This is a genomic window from Halothiobacillus sp. (genome assembly GCF_027346185.1).
In the GTDB taxonomy this organism is placed as follows: Bacteria; Pseudomonadota; Gammaproteobacteria; order Halothiobacillales; family Halothiobacillaceae; genus Halothiobacillus.
In genome coordinates this window covers 1-19,353 of sequence record NZ_DAIESY010000076.1, presented here as the reverse complement: position 1 = coordinate 19,353, position 19,353 = coordinate 1, and the positions used below count along the sequence as shown (strand labels likewise).

Below are 19,353 nucleotides of genomic sequence, written 5' to 3'. Positions count from 1 at the left end.
GATGAATGCGTGCTGATACCCCTGCCACATGAGAGGGAACTGCGCTTTGATTCTGTTTTGCTGCGCATCCCCACAACCCACCAGAAAACCGGTGAACAGAACAATCAGTAGCGGCAAGAACCTCATGTGCATGGGCAAGATTCGCATCAGTCACGACGCAGCCAAACGTTTGCGGGCTAAATGTTTCAACAAAATATCAACCAGCTTGGCTAGAACCAGTGTCAGGATCACAACGCCTAACCTGATCGCCCAGACATACAGACTCAAAAGAGAGACAGGTTAAAAAAGTGCACTCAAAGCCAAGCCACCATAAGCACGCAGCGGTTGATCGGGCTTAAAACTCAGGCCGAGTTCGGGCGCGATAGAAATCCCATGACCCAGGTTCACTTGAACAAACCCACCCACTTTTCGTGATCGATAATTTACGCCGCCAGCAGCAGTTAGAACAGGCCCTGCCTGCCAGCGCCAATGGGGCGTGAAAGCCAGCTTGGCCTGGGACCAATAAGATCGCGGACCTATGTCGTAGGCCGCTCGAACGCTTGCCGTCCACTGCGGGGTAATCTGCTGTTGCCAATAAACACCTGGCGAAAGTTTGTAGCGATTGCCCTGGGGGTCGCTCGTGTTTATGTTTGGCGTGTGCTGAAAATTTTGCACCCCCGCTTTAAGTGACAATTCAAGTATCTGGGTATCATACTTAAAACGATAACCCAACCCAGAACTGAACCCGGGCGCGTGAACCTTAACTGTAGCCGATTGACCATTAACGGCTGTGTTGTAGCTGTAGGTCAGGTAATCGGCAACCGCAATGGCAAACCAACCGGTTTCAAGCGTAGCGCCAGGTAATGGGTAAACCACCCCAAGATAGCTGTAACTTTCCCCCGTGCTGGCCTCTGTACCCGTAAAAATAACACTGGCTGCCCCAGCCCCGGAGCTGCATAAACACAACCCCACCCCGCAAATTAACCCGTTAAGTTTCGTTTTTTTCATGACGACGCCTGCGATAAATAGTGAGGCCCCAGCGCATAACAAGGGCGGTTAAAGTGCCTGCCATCAATACGATCAGTAGCCCATACCAGGGGTTTTGGGTGACCCAAATACTTAGTCCGCGTTGTAGGCCATAGTTGCGAAAGGGCTCTTGGGTGCGGCCGATGCTGACAACCGGTTTACCGTCGTAAGGCCAATACGCCAAGGTGCCGGTTAATTGCGACCAAACGCCAAAACCAACGGCACGTGCCATGCCCGTTTGCAGCGTTGCGGGCGTACTGGCCGCAAACAGATACGCCGGTTGCATCGTGTCTTCTGCGACGGCGGCTAAGGTTGTGTGTGTTAAATCAAAAGCACTGTTGCTCTCTACCCAAGTGGTTAACTTCGGTTTTGCATCCCAACTCAGGGGGGCGATATCGCCAGGCGTATTGTTTTGTAAGCGACTTAAAACCTGCCCGGGTGATAGCCCAAAGCGCTGTTTATTTTCGGTATTCAGTGCGTCTAAGGTACTAATTAATATCGTTGGCCAATCATTTTTTGGCAGCGTAGTGCCTACGTTAAGCTGAATTAAGGGCGAATGAGCCACCTGGCTCAATTTGCCGGTTAATGTCATGGCGGCAGACAAAAGATCGGCATTGTTCCCCGATAAATGAATATTTAAGCCCTCAAGCCAGTCAGAAACCCATTTCATGCTATTAAACCCGGAGAAAATAACTAAATCCCGCGTATATTCTTCACTGCCATTACCCATCCAGATAAATTTAGAATCATCAAAAACAGAAACCGATAAATTGCCGGGGAAGAAATGTTTACACTCCCCGCCATTGCTGATCGGAATCAGCACGGGTTGCAGACGAATTTTATTCCAACCGGCAGTGAGCAGGGTGGTTGGCAGGGTAACGGCAAAATCGGCATATTCCCCCCCTTGGGGTAAATTGAGTGGAATGGAGCCTTGCTGCACATCATTAATCCAGACATTCAATGCCGATTGCTTTGACATGCCCGCCGCATAGGCTAGGTGCAAGCGCACTTGCGCTTTTTGTTTCCAGCCTGCATTCCATACCTGAAAATCCAGCGCAGGGGCGTCTACCCCCGATAAAGTGGCTGATTTAATCCCCAAATCACGGAATTGGAATTCATTGTTTTGGCGCTGTGGTGTCGGAATGGGCAAGCCATATACGGCAAGCGAATCAAGGTTGAGCGAATGCACGGCGGGCAGAGGGAGCTCAGTGAGTGCAAAGCGCAGTGCAAGTTGCTGCTGGTCGGCAATGGTATTGGCCACCAAAATCACCAAATAACGCGCTGGGGCGGCATCAAAGCGCCGCACAATCAAGCGGGGCGTTTGGGTGTCGGATAAATTTAACCCTGCAAGATAAGGTGTTAACTCCGTGTAATTTCCAATTAGCAAGGCGGCGGTAGGTCGTAGTTTCGCTTGAGTTACGGCGGGTTGAGCTGCTTTCGCTAAAGGCAATACTGAAAAATTAACCGGTAAATAATTAAATCGTCGCGCCACACCCTGCGCAGCGTAGGCTAACGTGGTGGCCTGCAAAGCCCCGTTGGGGTTGGATACAAAAACAGGCACTTCTGCCTGTGTGGCCTCGCTTGATGGATCAAACAATTCCCCCAGCTGGGCTAACGTTAAATCCGGATTGATGGGCGTGGTGCTTAAGGTAAAAAAAGAGTTTTCAGTATTCACTTGGGTAAATAACTCGGGCGATAAAGCTGGCGCGCAAACCGTTGGACTGTGTTGGGCAGCAAATAGTTGAACTTTGTTGTAACCAGGTTTGAGCACTGCTACAGGGATAGCCAACGAAATGGCGTTGCCCTGAAGACGGGCCGTGACCAGATTAATTTGACCCACCGTCAGCCCATTAATACGAACCATCAGCCAAGAATCGTTGTTTAACCCGGCCGAAGGCACCAAAGCCAGCGTCAAATTAATCGATAACACACGTACTAATTGCGCGATGGGGAGCGTAAAGCTGGTTTGGGCATCTTCACCGATCAAGGTTAATGGGGTTTCGGTGCCAAGCAAATGCGCCAAGGTGATTTGCTCGCCAGAAACATCAGCCAGTGGCATGGGCTGCGTGCCAGCCAGTGCTATCAAGGGCATAAGCAAGCAAAAACTCAACACAAGTCTGCTTAAGTAGGTGTTGAATTCGTTTAAATAATGAAACATAAATCTTCCTTAATTATCATTAGAGCGAATGAATAAACCGGCGATAAAATCGATCACACAGGTGCTTGATTAAGTTGATAAAATGGGCGATGCCAAAGCGAAGCGCCAGATTCATTAAAAACAACAACCCACCCACAATACTTTTGCCACCGTAGCGCGCCCGATTATTTTCTTCAAGCTGGGTGCTATTGCCAAAGGCAAAAGCCACCGAGAAGCGCTCATCCTCGATCGTTGCAAGACAGTATTCCACCCCTAAATAGTGGTTTGTTTTATCTCGAGTGTACATGGTTCGTATGATCGCCTGAATTACTTGGCCTTGGCGCGGCCATTCAAGTTGCAGCACATCACCGGGTTTGGCCGCTATTTGCCCCGCTGGGTTAGTAGCAACCACAATCCCCAAGCCGGCCCGAGACGCCTCAACCGCCACTCCATCAAGCACCGCACCATTTATATGAACCATCACCGGTTCTCGTACGGGTACGCGGGGTTCGGTGCGGCGCTGTGGGCGCTCCAACATAATGCCCAACGCGGCCAGCAGGAAAAATAAATCCAGCACGGCCCAGGTAGCTACAAAAGCAACCGCGCCCACTTGCCATAGTGGATCGAACAAACGATAAACCGCAAAACCGAGGCTCAAAACATTCAATGACAGCAACACATAAAACGGCCATGACAGTGAGGAGACAAACTCGGCGTTTAGCTGCTCACCTTTAGGTGTTACCTGAAAGCTGGGTGACTTGGGTTTGCGAAGTACCTTGTAGATACCCATCGTGACATAAAAACTTTGAATGGTTTCGTAGATTTGTGAAATGAACGGCCAACGAACGTCGCGGTAATAATATTGCGTCACAATTAACGAGGCGATGAGATACGGTATCGCATAAACGAGGAGTTGCGCGCCATCGGTATCCGCCAAGTTCAGGCCAAAAATGAGATAGGCCGGCGGTGCCAGTAACAGGAAAATCCGCACTACGGCAAACCCCCAATAAATCGTGAAGTTGGTGTAAAGCAAACGCTGCACAAAGGCTAAATGCGGCTGCACCCAAGGGTTTTTAAGCAGAAATATCTGGAGCATCCCCTGTCCCCAGCGCACCCGCTGAATTACCAATCCCGAATAGGTCTCGGGTTGCAGCCCGGACACCATAGGGATATTCAAATACGCAGTGGTATAACCCAAAGACAGGGCATCAAGCGTGGTTTCTGCATCTTCGGTAATGGTTTGGCCGGCAATGCCGCCCAATTCATTTAACACGCTGCGGCGCAACACCGCCGCTGAGCCGCAAAAAAATGAGGTGTGCCAAAAATCTAGCCCAGGTTGCATTATCCGATAAAACAACTCATTTTCAGAGGGAACTTTGCCATAAATATTGAGATTCTTTTCAACCGGATCAGCTGAAATAAAATTGTGCGGGGTTTGTAGTAAGAACAATTTGGCTTCCACTAAAAAAGCCCCTGTAGTGTTGAGTAAAAAATCATCTGTAGGAATATGGTCGCAATCAAGAATGGCGATCAACTCGCCTTCGGTAAAACTCAAAGCGGAATTCAGGTTACCCGCCTTGGCATTTAGGTTTTTCTCACGCGTTAAATAACCCGCGCCAAACGTGGCAGCCAAGACCTTTAATTCTGCTTGGCGGGCTTGGGCAGCAGCCGCTTTTTCAGGATCAGGATCCGTACACTTTTTCACAGTACCGCCATCATCGAGTATCCAAACCTTAAATTTGCCCGGCGCGTAGCGCATTTGGGTCGCCGCGATCACCGTGGGGCGAATAACCAAAATATCTTCGTTATAAGTCGGGATAAAAATATCCACCGTCGGCCAGAGTGCGGAGTCAACAGGCAAGGGTACGGGGCGACGCTCAAGCGGAGAGACATTAATAAAATGGCCAAACATCAAGGTGATAAAGCCATACACTTCAATCAAAAACAGGATCAAACCCGCCACCATAGAAACAAAACCAAAGCCGAGTGGCAAAGTTTCGGTTGCGCGCCAATAGAGATAATGCCAACCTAAAAAACTGCTAGTGAGAATAACTGTGAGTTTAAGCCAGGGTTGAATTGTGTGGTTTTTAGGTAATCGCCGCGACCATAAATAAGCGACCAGCGTAAGCCCGATCAAAAGCGCCGCCAAGCCGGTTTGAACGACCAGAGTGGTGGGCACGCTCGCCAGCCCAAAAAAGCCCAGCATACTGATTAAAAACACAATCAAAGCGAACATATTGGATGAAGCCGTAAAAAGTTAAAGGGATCGTGTGGTTTAAGAAACCTTTGAATAATTCCATTTTTGAACTTTCAGAGAGCGAAAGTCAAAAAATGCAATTTTCTTATTACCTAAATGTCACATCCCATACGATTATAAGGTCTTTTAACAAACAGATGCGGATGGGTTTGACACCAGGGCAGCTCGAATAACCCGAGATTTTCAATGAATTCAGCCACTGAATCATGCCTGTGGCCGAATCCGGCTCAAATTCCACAATAAACGGCTACCTTTCCAAGCAGCTTTGCCCGGTTTTTACTCCGAATCTCCATGGTTGGCGGCGATTCGACCCATTTTGGGGGTTATGCGGGCACAATGCCTTTTCTCTGAAAGTACGCGAGCCGCTTTAAGTTGTAGCAGGCGGCCATCAGGGTCATGGCAAAGTTTGCCCGCGCTTGGCCGATGGTGCGGATCAGCTTGCCGCCCATCTGCTCGATGGCCGCAAATGCGTGTTCCACCCGCGCACGGGTCTTTGCGATTCGATGGTTTCGTCCCTGCTGCACTTCGGACAAAGGTTTGTTCCGATGGCCTTTGCGTTGGATCCGGTTACGGTAGCCGTTCGCCTTCAGCCAGGCTTCCCGCTCCGCTGAGGGGTAGCCCCGATCGGCATAAACCTCCCTGTTTGTGTTGGCCGGATCGATAACCGCCTCGAAGTGCTGGCTGTCGTGGGTGCTGGCTGTATCGGTGACGATTTTGCGGATGAATTTGTGCGTCTTATCGACGTTCACCGATAGCTTGTAGCCATGGTGGCTTCTTGGTCCAAGTGGCATCCAGGTCTTTCTGGCGACGCTTGGCCGGTGACCAGTCTGCGGGCATGGCGTTTTCTTTGATCTGCTCTTTGTCATCACGGGTGAAGTGCTGCCGCGGCGCGGGTACCAGCGTGGCGTCGATAATCTGGCCACCTCGGGCGATAAAGCCTTTCTTGAGTAGTTGCGTGGTGACACCCTCGAAGAGGGCCTTGGCACCGGCTTCGCCAATCCGGTTCTCGAACACCCATACGGTGGTTCGGTCAGGAATGTTGATGGCCTGGGCCAGACCACAGAAGCGCTGGTAACTCATGCGGTCCAGCAACTGGTATTCCATCTGCTCATCGGAGAGGTTGTACAGGCGCTTTAAGATCAGAATGCGCACCATGGTCTCGGTGGGAAACGGTGGCCGCCCACCTTGTGGGCTGACCGGACGCGGAGCAATGCGGTCAACTTCTGCAGCTAAGGCCGCAAAGTCGATGCAGGACGCGATCTCAGAGAGCGGGTCGCCCAGTTTGTCGAGAGTCTGCTTGTGATGCTGGTCAGCAAATAGGTCGGTCTTGATGGCGCTGCGTTGTTTCATTGGAAGCAAAAGAGATGGTGGTCAGATGAATCGAATTTTACCGGATGCTGTGTGGGATGGGTGGGGTTTTTCGAGGTGCCCGTTCGTAATTTGTTTTGAGCATTGCTGTAACCGCCTGATCTGTCAACCCGATTGTGGGAACCAACTCTGTGACGGGCCGATCTTCGCCGAATGGAAGCCTGATCATTGGCTACGCAAGATTACTCAGGCGCATCGTCAAGGCGAAAGTTGCTTGATGGCCTGCTCGATTTCTTTGGCGCTGGGTGCGCCTTTGCGGGCCAGTTCTTGCGCGAAGGTGGCAACGCGCCATTCTTCAAGCTGTTCCTGCAGTTGATTGAGTGCTGCGAACGCTTCCGGGGTGGGTCCGGCTGCGGTGATTTTGTCTGTGACGCGGGCGCAGACGGGCATGAACTGTACGCGCAACATGCGGTCGCGTTCGGGGTGGCGGTCGATTTTTTCGAGGCGTTTTTCAGCGGCGGTGAGGTAGCGCGGCAGGTTGTCGAGCACGGTTTGGGGCGTGTTCCAGATCATGCCGGGGTAGAACAATAGATCAAACTGTTCGGCGATTTCCCGCGCGGCTTCGATTTGCGACAGGGGCAGGCGGCCCTTGAGCTTGGCGCGCAGGACTTGATGCTGCGCGAAGAGCGTGCGTATCTGGGCCGCCAACTGGCGCACCGCATCGTCCAAACGCGGCTTCAGTGATTCGACGCGGGCACGGAATGTGGACTCGTCTCGAATGCAGGGCAAATCGTCCACGGCCAGTTTGGCGACGCTGCGGGCAATCAATTCTAGATCGAACGCCGCGTCGCGCCGTTGGGGCAAGATCAGGCCAAAAGCAGGCAAGGGGCGTGTGCTCGACCATTGGCTGTACTGCAGCCGCGCCGGATCGAGGCTGCGTTCCTGCTTGAGGTATTGACTCAAGTGCCGAATCTGCTCGCCCAGGGCGATGAGCAGCAATCGAATAACGCCGGAGCGGTGCGCCAGCGCGGCACGCTCCGGCGAATCGAACAGGCGCACTTCGGCGCATTCGCCCCGATCGATCAACGCCGGGTAGGCATTCAGTTCTGCGCCAAGCTCTTCTACCGTGAGGCTTTCGGGCAGTTCGCCGAACGACCAGTCGATGAGGTCATCCCGTTCCAAACGGTGCCGGGTTCGCTCAACCAGGGCATGCTCGGCCGCGGCGGCGTGACGTGCGCGCAAGGCCGAAAGGTCCCGGTCGGCATCGATGATTTGCTTGGCCGGGTCGGTCTGCTTGGCGTCGATCAGGGCAAAACGCATCCGTAAATGCGGCTCCAAACGACGCTCATCGAAGGCATCGGCGGTGATTTTGTGCCCTGTCATGCGGGCCAGTTGTTCGGCCACTTGCGCCAGCAGACCGCCACGATCGACGGACACCCGTTCATCGACTGCCGCCGCAAATTCCGGCGCGGGCACAAAATGACGGCGGTCGGCTTTGGGCAGGCTGCGAATCAGCGCTTCGATCTTTTCACGGCGCAAACCGGGGATGAGGTGGCTGGCCCGATCGGCATCAATCTGTTTGAGCGCCGCCAGCGGCAGGCGCAGGGTCACGCCATCATCTTCGCTACCGGGCGCGAAGTGATAAGCCAGCGGCAGGCTGAACGCGCCCATCGACAACCGATCGGGGAAGCCCGCCGGATCAAGTTCGACCGGCTCACGCGCCAGCAGATCGTCACGCGTCATGCAGAGCGCGTCGGGCTGTTGGGGCGTGATGGTTTTCAGCCAACGCACCAGCGTGTGGGCGTCGTACACCTCCGCAGGCAGGTGGGTTTCGTAAAAATCGAACAGCGTTTGATCGTCGATCAGCAAATCGGGGCGACGATTACGCGCTTCGATTTCCCGAATTTCGTCGATCAGAGCCTGATTGTGTCGCCAGAACTTAAGACCGCTGTCGAATTCGCCTTCAACCAAGGCCGCGCGAATGAAGATCGCGCGCGCGCCGAGTGGATCGATACGACCAAAGTCAATCCGGCGCTTGGTCACGATCGGCAAGCCGAACAGTTTGACGGTTTCAAAGGCGGCTACACGACCGCCCCGTTGATCCCAGCGCGGTTCGCTGTATTCACGCGTGGTCAGATGCGCCGCCATATCTTCGATCCAGCGCGGATTGATCGCGGCGTTCATGCGCGCATAGACGCGGGTCGTCTCGACAATTTCTGCGCTCATGAGCCATTTGGGCTGGGTCTTGGCCAGTTGGGAGCCGGGGAAAATCTGGAAGCGGCGATTGTTCGCGCCGATGTAGATCGTCGGCGTACGTTGTTTCTTGCCGCGCTGGTCGCGGGTATCTTTCGGCACATTCTTGTCTGTACGCGTGGCTTCATCACGCAGACCGATCTGTGCCAGCAATCCCGGCAGCATCGCCTGATGCAGGGCATCGAGCCGCGCACGCAGCGGCGCTTCATCGCCATCAACAATTATGGGCAAAGGCGTCGGATCGGGCAGTTTGACCTGTCCAATTTCATCGGCCTGTTCGCGCAACTGGCCGAACAGATCATGCCATTCGAGCAGCCGGTTATACGAGAGGAAATGCTTTTTCGCCCAGTCGCGCCGCTTGCGCTGATTCTCGTGTCGCACAACGCCATGCCATTGATCCCACAGGGCCAGAATGCTCGCGAAGTCCGAATCGGCCACGCGGAACGCCTGTTGTGCCTGATCGGCAGCCTGCGCGTGATCGGCCGGGCGTTCACGCGGGTCTTGTATCGACAGAAAGGCCACGACGATCAGGGTATCCAGCGAGGTGGCATCCGCATTCGACAAGACAGACAACACCATCCTGCCCAAGGTCGGGTCGACAGGCAATCGCGCCAACTGGCGCCCCAACTTGGTGATGCGCTGACGCTCGTCCAGCGCGCCCAGTTCGAACAACAAGCGGCGGGCACCGGCGAGTTGGCGTGAATCAGGCGGTTCGATGAACGGGAAATGCTCCGGCTCGCCCAAGCGCAATTCGATCAACCGCAACACCACCGAGGCAAGGTTGGTGCGCAAAATTTCGGGATCGGTAAACGCGGGGCGACCGGAAAAATCCTGCTCGTCGAACAGACGGATGCACACGCCGGGCGCGATTCGGCCACAACGGCCCGCACGTTGGTTCGCCGACGCCTGCGAAATGGCTTCCACCGCCAGTTTTTGCACCCGTGAGCGCGGGCTGTAACGGGCAATCCGCGCCAAGCCAGAATCGATCACATAATGAATGCCGGGCACGGTGAGTGAGGTTTCGGCGACGTTCGTGGTCAGCACGATGCGACGCCCCGTATGCGGCGCGAAAATGCGCTGCTGCTCGGCGGCGGACAGGCGCGCAAACAACGGCAGAATTTCCGTATGGCGCAATCCATGACGACCCAGCCGGTGGGCGCACTCGCGAATTTCCCGTTCGCCCGGCAGGAAGACCAGAATATCGCCGCCGCTGGTCGTTTGCGCTTCTGCCTGCAATTCATCGACAGCAGCTACGACGGCAGCAGCCAGATCCCGCTCTTCTTCCGTCTCGATGGATGCCTCATTCGGCGCGACAGTCAATGGACGATAGCGATATTCAACCGGAAAACTCCGCCCCGCCACGGTGATGACGGGCGCCGGACGCGGCTCGCCCGACGCGTCCTTTCGGGCAAAATGCAGGGCGAATCGCTCGGTATCAATCGTGGCCGATGTAATCACCAGACGAAAATCAGGGCGACGATCCAGCAGGCGCCGCACGATGCCGAGCAAAAAATCGATATTCAGGCTGCGCTCGTGCGCTTCGTCGATGATGAGCGCGTCATAGCGCAAAAGATCCGGATCGCTGTGAATTTCGGCCAATAGAATGCCATCGGTCATCACCGCGACGCGGCTCTGCGCCCGCGTTTGATCGGAAAAACGCACCTTGTACCCGACCACACCCGACCCCGTTACGCCCAGCTCTTCGGCTAGACGACTCGCCACGTTACGCGCCGCGATCCGCCGGGGCTGGGTGTGGCCGATCTGCCCTTTGATGCCGTAACCGAGTTCCAGCAACATCTTGGGCAGTTGGGTGGTTTTGCCGGAACCGGTCTCCCCCGCCACGATCACAACCTGATGCGCGCGGATCAAATCCATGATCGCCTCGCGCTGACCACTGACGGGGAGCTCTGCGGGATAATCGAGGGTCAAAGCCACCGAACGGCGCTCGGTCAACAAGGCCGCGCTGGCCTCGAAAGCGTTGACCAATTCGCCCAGCCGCCCCGCATCCAGCCGATTCTGCTGCAAGGCACGCTCGGCTCCGGCCAAACGGCGGGACAGGGCCGGTTGATCGACAAGCGGCAGCTCGACCAGATTCGTCCGCAAAAAATCGATAATATCGGCGGGCTGGTTAGAAAGTGGCACCGACTGTGGGGAAGCGGCATCCTGCGGTTCATTTAGCGTAGAATTCATCGTGTCAGTGTTGGTTATACCCGTACGGGAATCAAGAGGCAGTATCGCTGTCTGAATTGTTCAATTTTGCGCGAACATCATCGGAGCACACATGCCCGCAGATATGACATTTTGGGCGGCCTTGCTGGTCGGTTTTTTTGGCGGCGTGCATTGCATCGGCATGTGCGGCGGCATTGTCGGCGCGCTTACCTTCGGCCTGCCACCCGAAAAACGCGCCACGCCCGGCCAACTTTTACCCTATCTGCTTGCCTATAATCTCGCACGGATCACCTCTTACGTGGTCGCGGGTGCCATTGCCGGTTTGATCGGCGCGCTGGGTCTGTCGCTGATCCCCATGCAGCACGCGCAACTGTATTTGCTGATGATCGCCGGTGGTTTCATGGTGCTGATGGGGCTGTACGTGGGCGGCTGGTGGTTCGGGCTCACGCGCATCGAACGCGTCGGCTCGCGTTTATGGCGCTACATCGAACCGCTGGGCCGCAAGCTGATGCCGGTCAGAACCCCGAAGCAGGCACTGCTGCTGGGGTTTGTTTGGGGCTGGTTGCCCTGCGGGCTGGTGTACAGCGTGCTGATTTGGGCGCTTTCGGCTGGCAGCGCTGCCCAAGGTGCGCTGCTGATGCTGGGGTTTGGCCTCGGCACGCTGCCGAATCTGCTTCTGATGGGCGCGTTCGCCGCCCAGCTCTCCGCCCTGACCCGTCAAAAATGGGTTCGCTGGATCGCCGGAGCCGCCGTGCTCGGTTTTGGCCTGTACACCATCGGCTCGGCGATCTGGAATATCCAAGTCAGTTGAACTGAATGGCGTTCAATGCTCGGGCACTTACAGGCCGTTCAGCAGCTGCTGTTTCTTCTTCTCATAGTCTTCTTCATTGATCAGACCGTCTTGACGCAACTTTTGCAGCTCGCGCAGCTTCTGGCTCAGTACACCATTGGCATCACCCGGTCCACTGGCTGGTGCCAGATCAGCCCCCGACACGGTAGACGTGATCAACTTGCACTCCTTCACTGCTTCCCTACCCTTGGCTTCATCCACTTCCTGCAGATGGCTTCTGGCCGCCCACATCCCCATTTTCACTTCCTGCCAGATGAAATAATTCCTGCCCGCACTCGCATCGATGGACAGGTCGGACACGTTCTCGGTCAGAGACTGAATCGTGTACTTTCCTGGCGGTACGGTTAAATGAAAGTAGGTATTGGCCGCCGTCTGCCCCAGCGTCTTGCCATTGACTGAAACCGTCATCGGGATGGCAGCGCCGAACACCTCGTTGCGGTAGATATACAGAGAGGCCATTTCGGCAGGTGGCGTAAACTGTTTGGCAGCCGCGTCCTGATCATTGGATGCCATGGGCACGGACGCGCATCCGGCCAAACCGAGCATCATGATGGCAGCAAAAATCCCAAATATCTTCTTCATGAGTTCGTCCTCTTTTCACCAAACAATTCGGTGCGGGGAGAGCATAACGCGCCCCGATCACAGACACCAACAGACATAAAAAAGCGCCCCCGGACTCATTGTTCCGCAGACGCCAAGAGGATAAATCATCCCGCTCAATCAGGTCATGCCGCCACCGGCAAATGCCTTCGCTGCCACAACCAATACACGGCGGGCAGCAGCAGCATGGACAGCAACGGAGCGGTGATCATGCCGCCGATCATGGGTGCGGCGATGCGGCTCATGACTTCCGAACCGGTACCGTGCCCGATCAGAATCGGGATCAGGCCCGCCAGAATCACCGCCACGGTCATGGCCTTGGGTCGAACGCGCAACACCGCGCCTTCCATGATCGCCTCGGCCAGATCGGTTCGGGTGTTCAGCCGTCCGGCGCGGCGCCGATCCTCGATGGCGTGATCAAGATAGATCAGCATCACCACGCCGAACTCCGCGGCCACGCCCGCCAGTGCGATGAAGCCGACCGCGACCGCGATCGACAGCTCGAACCCCATGGCCCACAACAGCCAGAAGCCGCCGACCAGGGCGAATGGGAGCGTCACCATGATCAAGCTGGCCTTGCCGCCATGCCGGAAGATCAGGAATAACAGCACGAAGATGATGGCGAGGGTCAGGGGAACGACCTGCTTGAGGCGTTCCGTGGCCCGTTGCAGGTACTGGTATTGGCCCGTCCAGCTGATGGCATAGCCCGGCGGCAAGTTCACCTTGTCCGCCACGATCCGGCGCGCGTTGCTCACATAACCGCCGAGATCAACCCCTTGGGTGGTGACAAACACAAAACCGGCGGGGCGACTGTCCTCGGAGCGGATCATTGGCGGACCATCAGTAACCTGAATCGTGGCAATCTGCCCCAACGCCACGGTGGCGCCGGTCGGTGTCACGATCGGCAAGTCCTTGAGCTTGCTCACGCTATCCCGATCGGCGCGCGGATAACGAATACTCACGGGAAAACGCTCCAGCCCTTCGACGGTTTGCGTGACTTCTACCCCGCCGACCGCCGAACCGATGACATCCTGAATTTCACCGATGTTCAAACCAAATCGTGCGGCCTTGATCCGATCCGGTGTGATTTCGATGTAGCGCCCGCCGTTGGTGCGGTCGGCATAGGCCGTTCGCGTGCCCGGCACGGTCTGCAACACCGCCTCGACCTGCTTGCCGATCCGGTCGATCTGATGAAGATCGGGCCCGGTGATCTTGACACCCACCGGGGTTTGAATCCCCGTGGTTTGCATGTCGATCCGCGTCTTGATCGGCATGACCCAGGCATTGTTCAGCCCCGGAAACTGAATCTTCTGATTGAGGTTGTCGATCACCTTTTGCAACGTCATGCCCTCGGGCCACTCGCTTTTGGGCTTGAACTGAATCGTGGTCTCGATCATCGTCAGCGGCGCGGGATCGGTGGCCGTGGCCGCACGACCGATTTTGCCGAACACGGATTTGACGACCGGCTCTTCGGCAATCAGCGCGTCGACCTGCTGCAACAGCAAGCGCGCATCCCCGATGGACAACCCCGGCGCGGTGGTGGGCATATAAAGCAAATCGCCTTCATCCAAGGTCGGCATGAACTCGCTGCCCAAGCCCCGGCCCAGTTCCGCTATTTTGGGCGCGAATGAGAATGTGCTTGCCCAACGCTTGGCCCAATCGTTTTGCCAGTCGCTGACGTGCAACTGCCACGCGCTGCTGCCCACCCATTTGAGCGGGGCCAGATACCCGCCAACCCCGGCCAAAGGCAATATCGCCGAGAGCACGAAGATCAGACTGATCGCCAGCAGTGTTTTGGGAAAGTGAAGCACGGCACGCAGAATCGGACGGTAGAGCGCAATCAAGAAGCGATTGAGCGGATTGGCTTCTTCTCGCGGAATCCGCCCGCGAATGAAGTACCCCATCAACACCGGGATCAACGTAATCGCCAGGCCCGCCGCAGCCGCCATCGCATAGGTTTTGGTGAAGGCCAGCGGAGCGAACATGCGCCCTTCCTGTGCCTGCAACGTGAACACGGGAATAAACGACAGGGTGATGATCAGCAGCGAGAAAAACAGCGCCGGCCCGACCTCTCCCGCCGATTGGGCGATCAAGCGCCAATGATCGTCACCTTTGGGCGGGCTGCCGTGCATCTCGCGCCATGCCACCAGATGCCGGTGGGCATTTTCGATCATCACGATGGCGGCATCGACCATCGCGCCGATGGCAATCGCAATGCCACCGAGCGACATGATGTTGGCGTTGATGCCCTGCGCGTGCATCACGATGAAGGCCATCAACACGCCCAGAGGCAGGCTGATGATCGCCACGAGCGCCGAACGCAGATGCCACAGGAAAATCGCACACACCAGCGCCACCACGAGAAATTCTTCGACCAGCTTACTGCTCAAGGTATCCACCGCCCGGTTGATGACACCGGATCGATCATACACGGGCACGATTTCCACCCCTTTGGGCAGGCTCGGTTTCAAGTGTTCGATTTTGGTCTTCACCGCATTGATGACCTGACGCGCATTCTCACCGGTACGCATCACAATAATGCCGCCGACCACTTCGCCGTTGCCATCGAGATCGGCCACCCCCCGACGCGGCGCCGGTCCCAGGCGAACCGTACCCAGATCCCGCACCAGAATCGGCGTGCCGCTTTGGGTCACGCCAACGGGAATGCGTTCGATGTCGGCCACGCTTTTGAGATAGCCCCGACTGGTGACCATATATTCGGCGCCACCGAGCTCCAACACCCCGCCGCCGACTTCCTTGTTGGCATCGGCCACGGCCTTACGCAGCGTGGCGAGCGACACGCCGAACGCACGCAGACGATCGGGATCCACCACGATCTGGTACTCGCGCACCATGCCGCCCACCGTCGCAACCTCCGAAACACCGGGCACGGTTTGCAACTGGAATTTCAAGAACCAGTTCTGCAAGGTCGTCAGTTGCGACAAATTCATCTGGCCCGAAGGGTCGGTGAGCGCGTACTCATACACCCAACCCACGCCCGTCGCATCCGGGCCGAGTTGTGGCTCCACGCCAGCGGGCAGACTGGAACGCGCCTGATTGAGATACTCAAGCACCCTCGAGCGCGCCCAGTACAGGTTCGTGCCATCCTTGAAGGTGACATAAATATACGAATCGCCATAAAACGAATAACCCCGCACCGCCGTCGAGCCGGGCACGGCGAGCAGCGCCGTCGTCAACGGATAGGTCACCTGATCCTGCACCACTTGGGGCGACTGACCGGGATAGGTGGTTTTGATGATGACCTGGGTATCGGAAAGATCGGGAATCGCATCCAGCGGCGTGGCTTTCCACGAATACCAGCCGACCACCGCCAGAATGGCTGCCAGCAGGAGCACCAGCACTCGATTGTTGATCGAGGCGTTAATCACGGCTTTTAACATGACATCGCTCCCTTAATGTTGGTGTTGGCCGGACGCTGCCGATGCCGCGTCGTCAGCCGGCTGCGCGGTGCCGGTCATGCGGGCGAAGGAAGCCTGGATGGAACTCTCCGAGTCAATCAAGAACTGTCCGGAGGCAACCACCCTGTCGTCGGGCGACAGCCCTGCGGTGATCTGCGTCCAGCCGTCTGCCGATTGCCCCACATCCACTCGAACCGGCTGGAAGCTGCCATCGGCATTTTTCCGCACCACGCGCGCACCCTGCGGGGTTGGAATGACGGCTGACGTCGGCACGGTCAGCACATCCTCCTGCGCCACGCCGCTGATACCGACTTCGGCAAACTGGTTGGGTTTAAGCACGCCATCGGGGTTATCGAACACCAGTCGCACCTTGAGTGTGCGCGATTTGGGATCAAGTTCGGGGTAGATAAAATCGACCGTGCCTTTCCAGACCCGGCCCGGCACGCCGTCGACCGTCATCTCGGCCGGCTGCCCCACCGCGACCTGTTCCATATCCCGCGGCAGCACCTCGACCTGAACCCAGATCTTGCTTGCATCGGCGATGGTGAACATGTCCAGATTGGGGGTGACATACATGCCATCGCGCAGATTGATGACCGAGATGTACCCGGATTGCGGTGCCAATACCGGAATCGTGCGCGCCACCTTGCCCGTGCGGGCAATCTGCTCGATCACCGATTCGGGGACGCTCAGCAGACGCAGGCGATCCCGCGCGGCATCGCGCATCTCGGGCATACCGCTTTTCAACGCGACCAGAAAATCCTTCTCTGCCGAGAGAATGTCTGGCGAATACACGGTCAGCAGGGTTTCGCCCTTTTTGACGGTATCGCCTAAGGCGCGGACATTCAGCGTTTCCACCCAGCCGCTCGCGCGCGGATGAACATGCGACAAGCGGTTCTCATCCAGCGCCACCAGCCCGACGCTATGGATCTGGCGGGTCAGGTTGCGCCACTGGGCACGGGCCATCACCACGTTCATGTCGCGCAAGGTACGCGGCGCCACCGCCACTTCCGGCAACGGCGCCGAATTGCTCGCCACAGGTGCATCTGCTTTCTGCTCCGTTGTGGTGGCGGCGCTACCGGTATTATCTTTCGTGCCAGCCGGAAACAGTTTCGGCACCAAGGTCATGCCGCAAATCGGGCAGGTGCCCGGATGATCCTCGATAATTTGCGGGTGCATCGGGCAGGTGTATTTGGTCACGAACTTGGCATCGGACGTGGATTTCTCAGCCTTGGGCTCAGCCGGCGGCGCTGCGGTTATCGCGGTTTCGGCATGCCGCGCGTGATCGTGCGACACATCGGCTGCCACTGGTGCCGCGTTTTGATCGGATGACTTGGCCGGAAACTGCTTCGCAACCAGATCCATGCCGCAAATCGGGCAGGTACCCGGATGATCCTCGATAATTTGCGGATGCATCGGGCAGGTGTATTTGGTGACGAACTTGGTATCGGTGCCTGCCGTCGTCGTAGCGTGCGCCTGATCTCCCTGCGACGAGGACGCTGAAGGCGATTGCGTCGCTTCCGCCAGCACCGGGCGAATAAAGTTGATCGGCGTGTGCGCCCAAATCAGCGCACCCGCACCGGCAGCCACACCGGTCGACACGACGGCGATCAGCCTGATTTTATTCTTTGAGGATTTCATGCGGGATTCTCCAGAAGGTAACGCAGATCGATCAAGCGTTGGGCGCGATCAATCGTTAAATCGAGTCGTTGTTGACGACCGGTAATTTCTGCCTGTTCTGCATCGATAATGGCCGTAAAGTCGCCGCCGCCAGAGCCAAACTGGTTTTGCGCCAGGGTCGCGACCTGCCTGAGTTTAGGCAGAATCTGCCGGTCGTAACGATCGATCCTGGTCGTCAGGCTGTCCACATCGGCCTTGAGCGACTGCGCCTCGGCATGAAAATCGGCGGCACGGCTTTCCAGCGCCAACTGCCGGGCCTGTTGCCGTTTCTGCGCCGCTGCCAGCAGGGGCGCCTGGCGTTCACCGGTGAAGAGCGGCAAACTCATGCTCACCCCCACACTCACCGTATCCGGCTGGTTGCCCGCCTTGATGCCGTACCCGAGCGAGACACCGAACTTCGGTTTGAACGCGGCACGCGCCTCGCCCGTTTGCGCTCGGGCCTCGGCCAGATTCGCCTGCAAGGCTTTGATTTCCGGTTGATGCTCCACAGACCCCTCGGGCAGGGTTGTCAGCGCGGAAGGCAGGGCCGTGGGCCAGTCTTGTTGTGCCCGTGCCCCGATCCATCGGGCCAGGCGTGCTTTCGTCGCCGCCGTACTACCCCGCTGGCGGTCGATGCGATCATCCAGTTCCGCCAAGCGGACTTGCAATCGAACCAGATCCGTCGCTCGGGCCCGTCCGGTGCTGTAGGCCGTTTGCGCACTGCGCAGAAGGCGCTGATACAACGACTTCTCCTGTTCAAGCAGCGCCAGCGTTTGCTGATCGCGGTAGACAGTCAACCAGAACCGGCCCACTTCACGCCGCAGTATCTGTTGCTGCACGGCGATGTTTGCGGTCGCGGCCTGTATCTTCGCGTCGGCTGCCAGGGCACGCTGCGCCAAGGTATCGCCCGGCGGCAAAGACTGGCTGATCGAGACCTCCGTGGTCGTCATGGGCGTCTGCGTGAAACTGAAGGTATCGAGCGGCAGACTCGATACACCGAGCGAAATCTCAGGATCAGGCAGTTGATCGGCCGCCTTTGCCGAACTGGTCTCTGCCGATTCGGTCGCTACCGCAGCAGCCAAACCCTGATCATTCTGCACCGCCAACTGTTCGGCTTCCTGAAGTGAAAGCGTGGCATCCGGACTTATTGAAAAGACGGGTTGCTCTGAACGACCCGACGTGTTCTGACCGGCTTGTGCCGGACCTGACAGAGCGAGGATAACGATCAGCAACATGCCCAGCGTGCGCAACGAATGCTGAATCGGCATCAGGCTCCAAGTGAAAACCCACCGGGTCAAACGCCACGGCGAAGGCGATAAGAAAGGCATGATCAATACTCCTAACATCTTGATACAACAAGAACACCTTAAGAACTAAAATCATCGAAACACCATCCGGTAGAGCGCTGGTACCGCACAACGCGCTTCAGAGGGACAACTGAAGTGCGAACCCGGCGATCAAGACCGGAGGGCAACGAGTAACACCCTCGGTGCCTTTTCAACTCACGGTAAATTGACCCATCATGCCGTTGTCTTCGTGTTCGAGAATATGGCAGTGATACATGAAAGGATGATCGTCGCCGGCGGGTTGGTCGAACCGTGCGATCAGTTGCACCGTTTGGCCACTGTGAACCAGTACGACATCTTTCCACCCCCGCTCATAAGCCGGCGGTTGGGCACCATCACGGCTTAACACC

General features: G+C 56.8%; 12 protein-coding genes. 1 reads left to right on the top strand and 11 read right to left on the bottom strand.

Annotated elements, in window-relative coordinates; translation table 11 throughout:
• Positions 1-279: 279 nt before the first annotated feature.
• The 6 genes from bcsS to hrpA all read right to left on the bottom strand — a co-directional run bounded on the left by bcsS (position 280) and on the right by hrpA (position 11,150).
• The gene (gene bcsS, locus M7R55_RS06135) at positions 280-987 is read right to left on the bottom strand and encodes a cellulose biosynthesis protein BcsS (RefSeq protein ID WP_298219442.1); all 708 of its coding nucleotides are present in this window, start codon (positions 985-987) and stop codon (positions 280-282) included.
• A complete protein-coding gene (locus tag M7R55_RS06130) occupies positions 968-3,163 on the bottom strand; it encodes a cellulose biosynthesis cyclic di-GMP-binding regulatory protein BcsB (RefSeq protein ID WP_298219440.1) in 2,196 nt (731 codons plus the stop codon). Before M7R55_RS06130 ends, bcsS begins: the two co-directional genes overlap by 20 nt.
• A gap of 19 nt (positions 3,164-3,182) precedes the next feature.
• On the bottom strand, positions 3,183-5,378 hold the full coding sequence (bcsA, locus tag M7R55_RS06125; protein WP_298219438.1) for a UDP-forming cellulose synthase catalytic subunit: 2,196 nt from the start codon (positions 5,376-5,378) through the stop codon (positions 3,183-3,185).
• A 344-nt stretch (positions 5,379-5,722) separates the two neighbouring features.
• Positions 5,723-6,190, bottom strand: coding sequence for a transposase (locus M7R55_RS06120; protein WP_298219436.1), 468 nt, complete (start codon positions 6,188-6,190; stop codon positions 5,723-5,725).
• Positions 6,135-6,749 carry a transposase gene (locus M7R55_RS06115; RefSeq protein WP_298219434.1) on the bottom strand — a complete coding sequence of 205 codons (615 nt, stop codon included), beginning with the start codon at positions 6,747-6,749 and terminating at the stop codon, positions 6,135-6,137. The genes M7R55_RS06120 and M7R55_RS06115 overlap by 56 nt, the downstream gene beginning before the upstream one ends.
• A 216-nt stretch (positions 6,750-6,965) precedes the next feature.
• Complete coding sequence (gene hrpA / locus M7R55_RS06110; protein ID WP_298219433.1) at positions 6,966-11,150, bottom strand: ATP-dependent RNA helicase HrpA; 4,185 nt, start codon at positions 11,148-11,150, stop codon at positions 6,966-6,968.
• A gap of 91 nt (positions 11,151-11,241) precedes the next feature.
• On the opposite strand from hrpA, the gene M7R55_RS06105 reads away from it, so the two are divergent.
• Entirely contained in the window at positions 11,242-11,940 is a 699-nt protein-coding gene (locus M7R55_RS06105) for a sulfite exporter TauE/SafE family protein (RefSeq protein WP_298219432.1), read from the top strand.
• 27 nt (positions 11,941-11,967) lie between these two features.
• Here the strand turns inward: M7R55_RS06105 and M7R55_RS06100 are convergent, their stop codons facing one another.
• From M7R55_RS06100 to M7R55_RS06080, 5 genes are all read right to left on the bottom strand, one after another.
• Positions 11,968-12,561: a DUF2846 domain-containing protein gene (locus M7R55_RS06100; protein WP_298219430.1), complete on the bottom strand. Its 594-nt coding sequence runs from the start codon at positions 12,559-12,561 to the stop codon at positions 11,968-11,970.
• A 143-nt stretch (positions 12,562-12,704) separates the two neighbouring features.
• Positions 12,705-15,980: a CusA/CzcA family heavy metal efflux RND transporter gene (locus M7R55_RS06095; protein WP_298219428.1), complete on the bottom strand. Its 3,276-nt coding sequence runs from the start codon at positions 15,978-15,980 to the stop codon at positions 12,705-12,707.
• Positions 15,981-15,992: 12 nt separating this feature from the next.
• Positions 15,993-17,639 (bottom strand): efflux RND transporter periplasmic adaptor subunit, encoded by a 1,647-nt coding sequence (locus tag M7R55_RS06090; RefSeq protein WP_298219426.1) that lies wholly within the window; start codon positions 17,637-17,639, stop codon positions 15,993-15,995.
• A complete protein-coding gene (locus tag M7R55_RS06085; protein ID WP_298219424.1) occupies positions 17,636-18,985 on the bottom strand; it encodes a TolC family protein in 1,350 nt (449 codons plus the stop codon). Before M7R55_RS06085 ends, M7R55_RS06090 begins: the two co-directional genes overlap by 4 nt.
• 169 nt (positions 18,986-19,154) lie before the next feature.
• On the bottom strand, positions 19,155-19,353 hold a 199-nt coding region (locus M7R55_RS06080; protein ID WP_298219422.1), incomplete at its 5' end, for a multicopper oxidase domain-containing protein.

What these genes read in the sequence shown, in the direction of transcription:
- bcsS (WP_298219442.1), bottom strand. Translation starts at nt 987, where the DNA reads ATGAAAAAAACGAAACTTAACGGGTTAATTTGCGGGGTGGGGTTGTGT.
- M7R55_RS06130 (WP_298219440.1), bottom strand. Translation starts at nt 3,163, where the DNA reads ATGTTTCATTATTTAAACGAATTCAACACCTACTTAAGCAGACTTGTG.
- bcsA (WP_298219438.1), bottom strand. Translation starts at nt 5,378, where the DNA reads ATGTTCGCTTTGATTGTGTTTTTAATCAGTATGCTGGGCTTTTTTGGG.
- M7R55_RS06120 (WP_298219436.1), bottom strand. Translation starts at nt 6,190, where the DNA reads ATGCCACTTGGACCAAGAAGCCACCATGGCTACAAGCTATCGGTGAAC.
- M7R55_RS06115 (WP_298219434.1), bottom strand. Translation starts at nt 6,749, where the DNA reads ATGAAACAACGCAGCGCCATCAAGACCGACCTATTTGCTGACCAGCAT.
- hrpA (WP_298219433.1), bottom strand. Translation starts at nt 11,150, where the DNA reads ATGAATTCTACGCTAAATGAACCGCAGGATGCCGCTTCCCCACAGTCG.
- M7R55_RS06105 (WP_298219432.1), top strand. Translation starts at nt 11,242, where the DNA reads ATGCCCGCAGATATGACATTTTGGGCGGCCTTGCTGGTCGGTTTTTTT.
- M7R55_RS06100 (WP_298219430.1), bottom strand. Translation starts at nt 12,561, where the DNA reads ATGAAGAAGATATTTGGGATTTTTGCTGCCATCATGATGCTCGGTTTG.
- M7R55_RS06095 (WP_298219428.1), bottom strand. Translation starts at nt 15,980, where the DNA reads ATGTTAAAAGCCGTGATTAACGCCTCGATCAACAATCGAGTGCTGGTG.
- M7R55_RS06090 (WP_298219426.1), bottom strand. Translation starts at nt 17,639, where the DNA reads ATGAAATCCTCAAAGAATAAAATCAGGCTGATCGCCGTCGTGTCGACC.
- M7R55_RS06085 (WP_298219424.1), bottom strand. Translation starts at nt 18,985, where the DNA reads ATGCCTTTCTTATCGCCTTCGCCGTGGCGTTTGACCCGGTGGGTTTTC.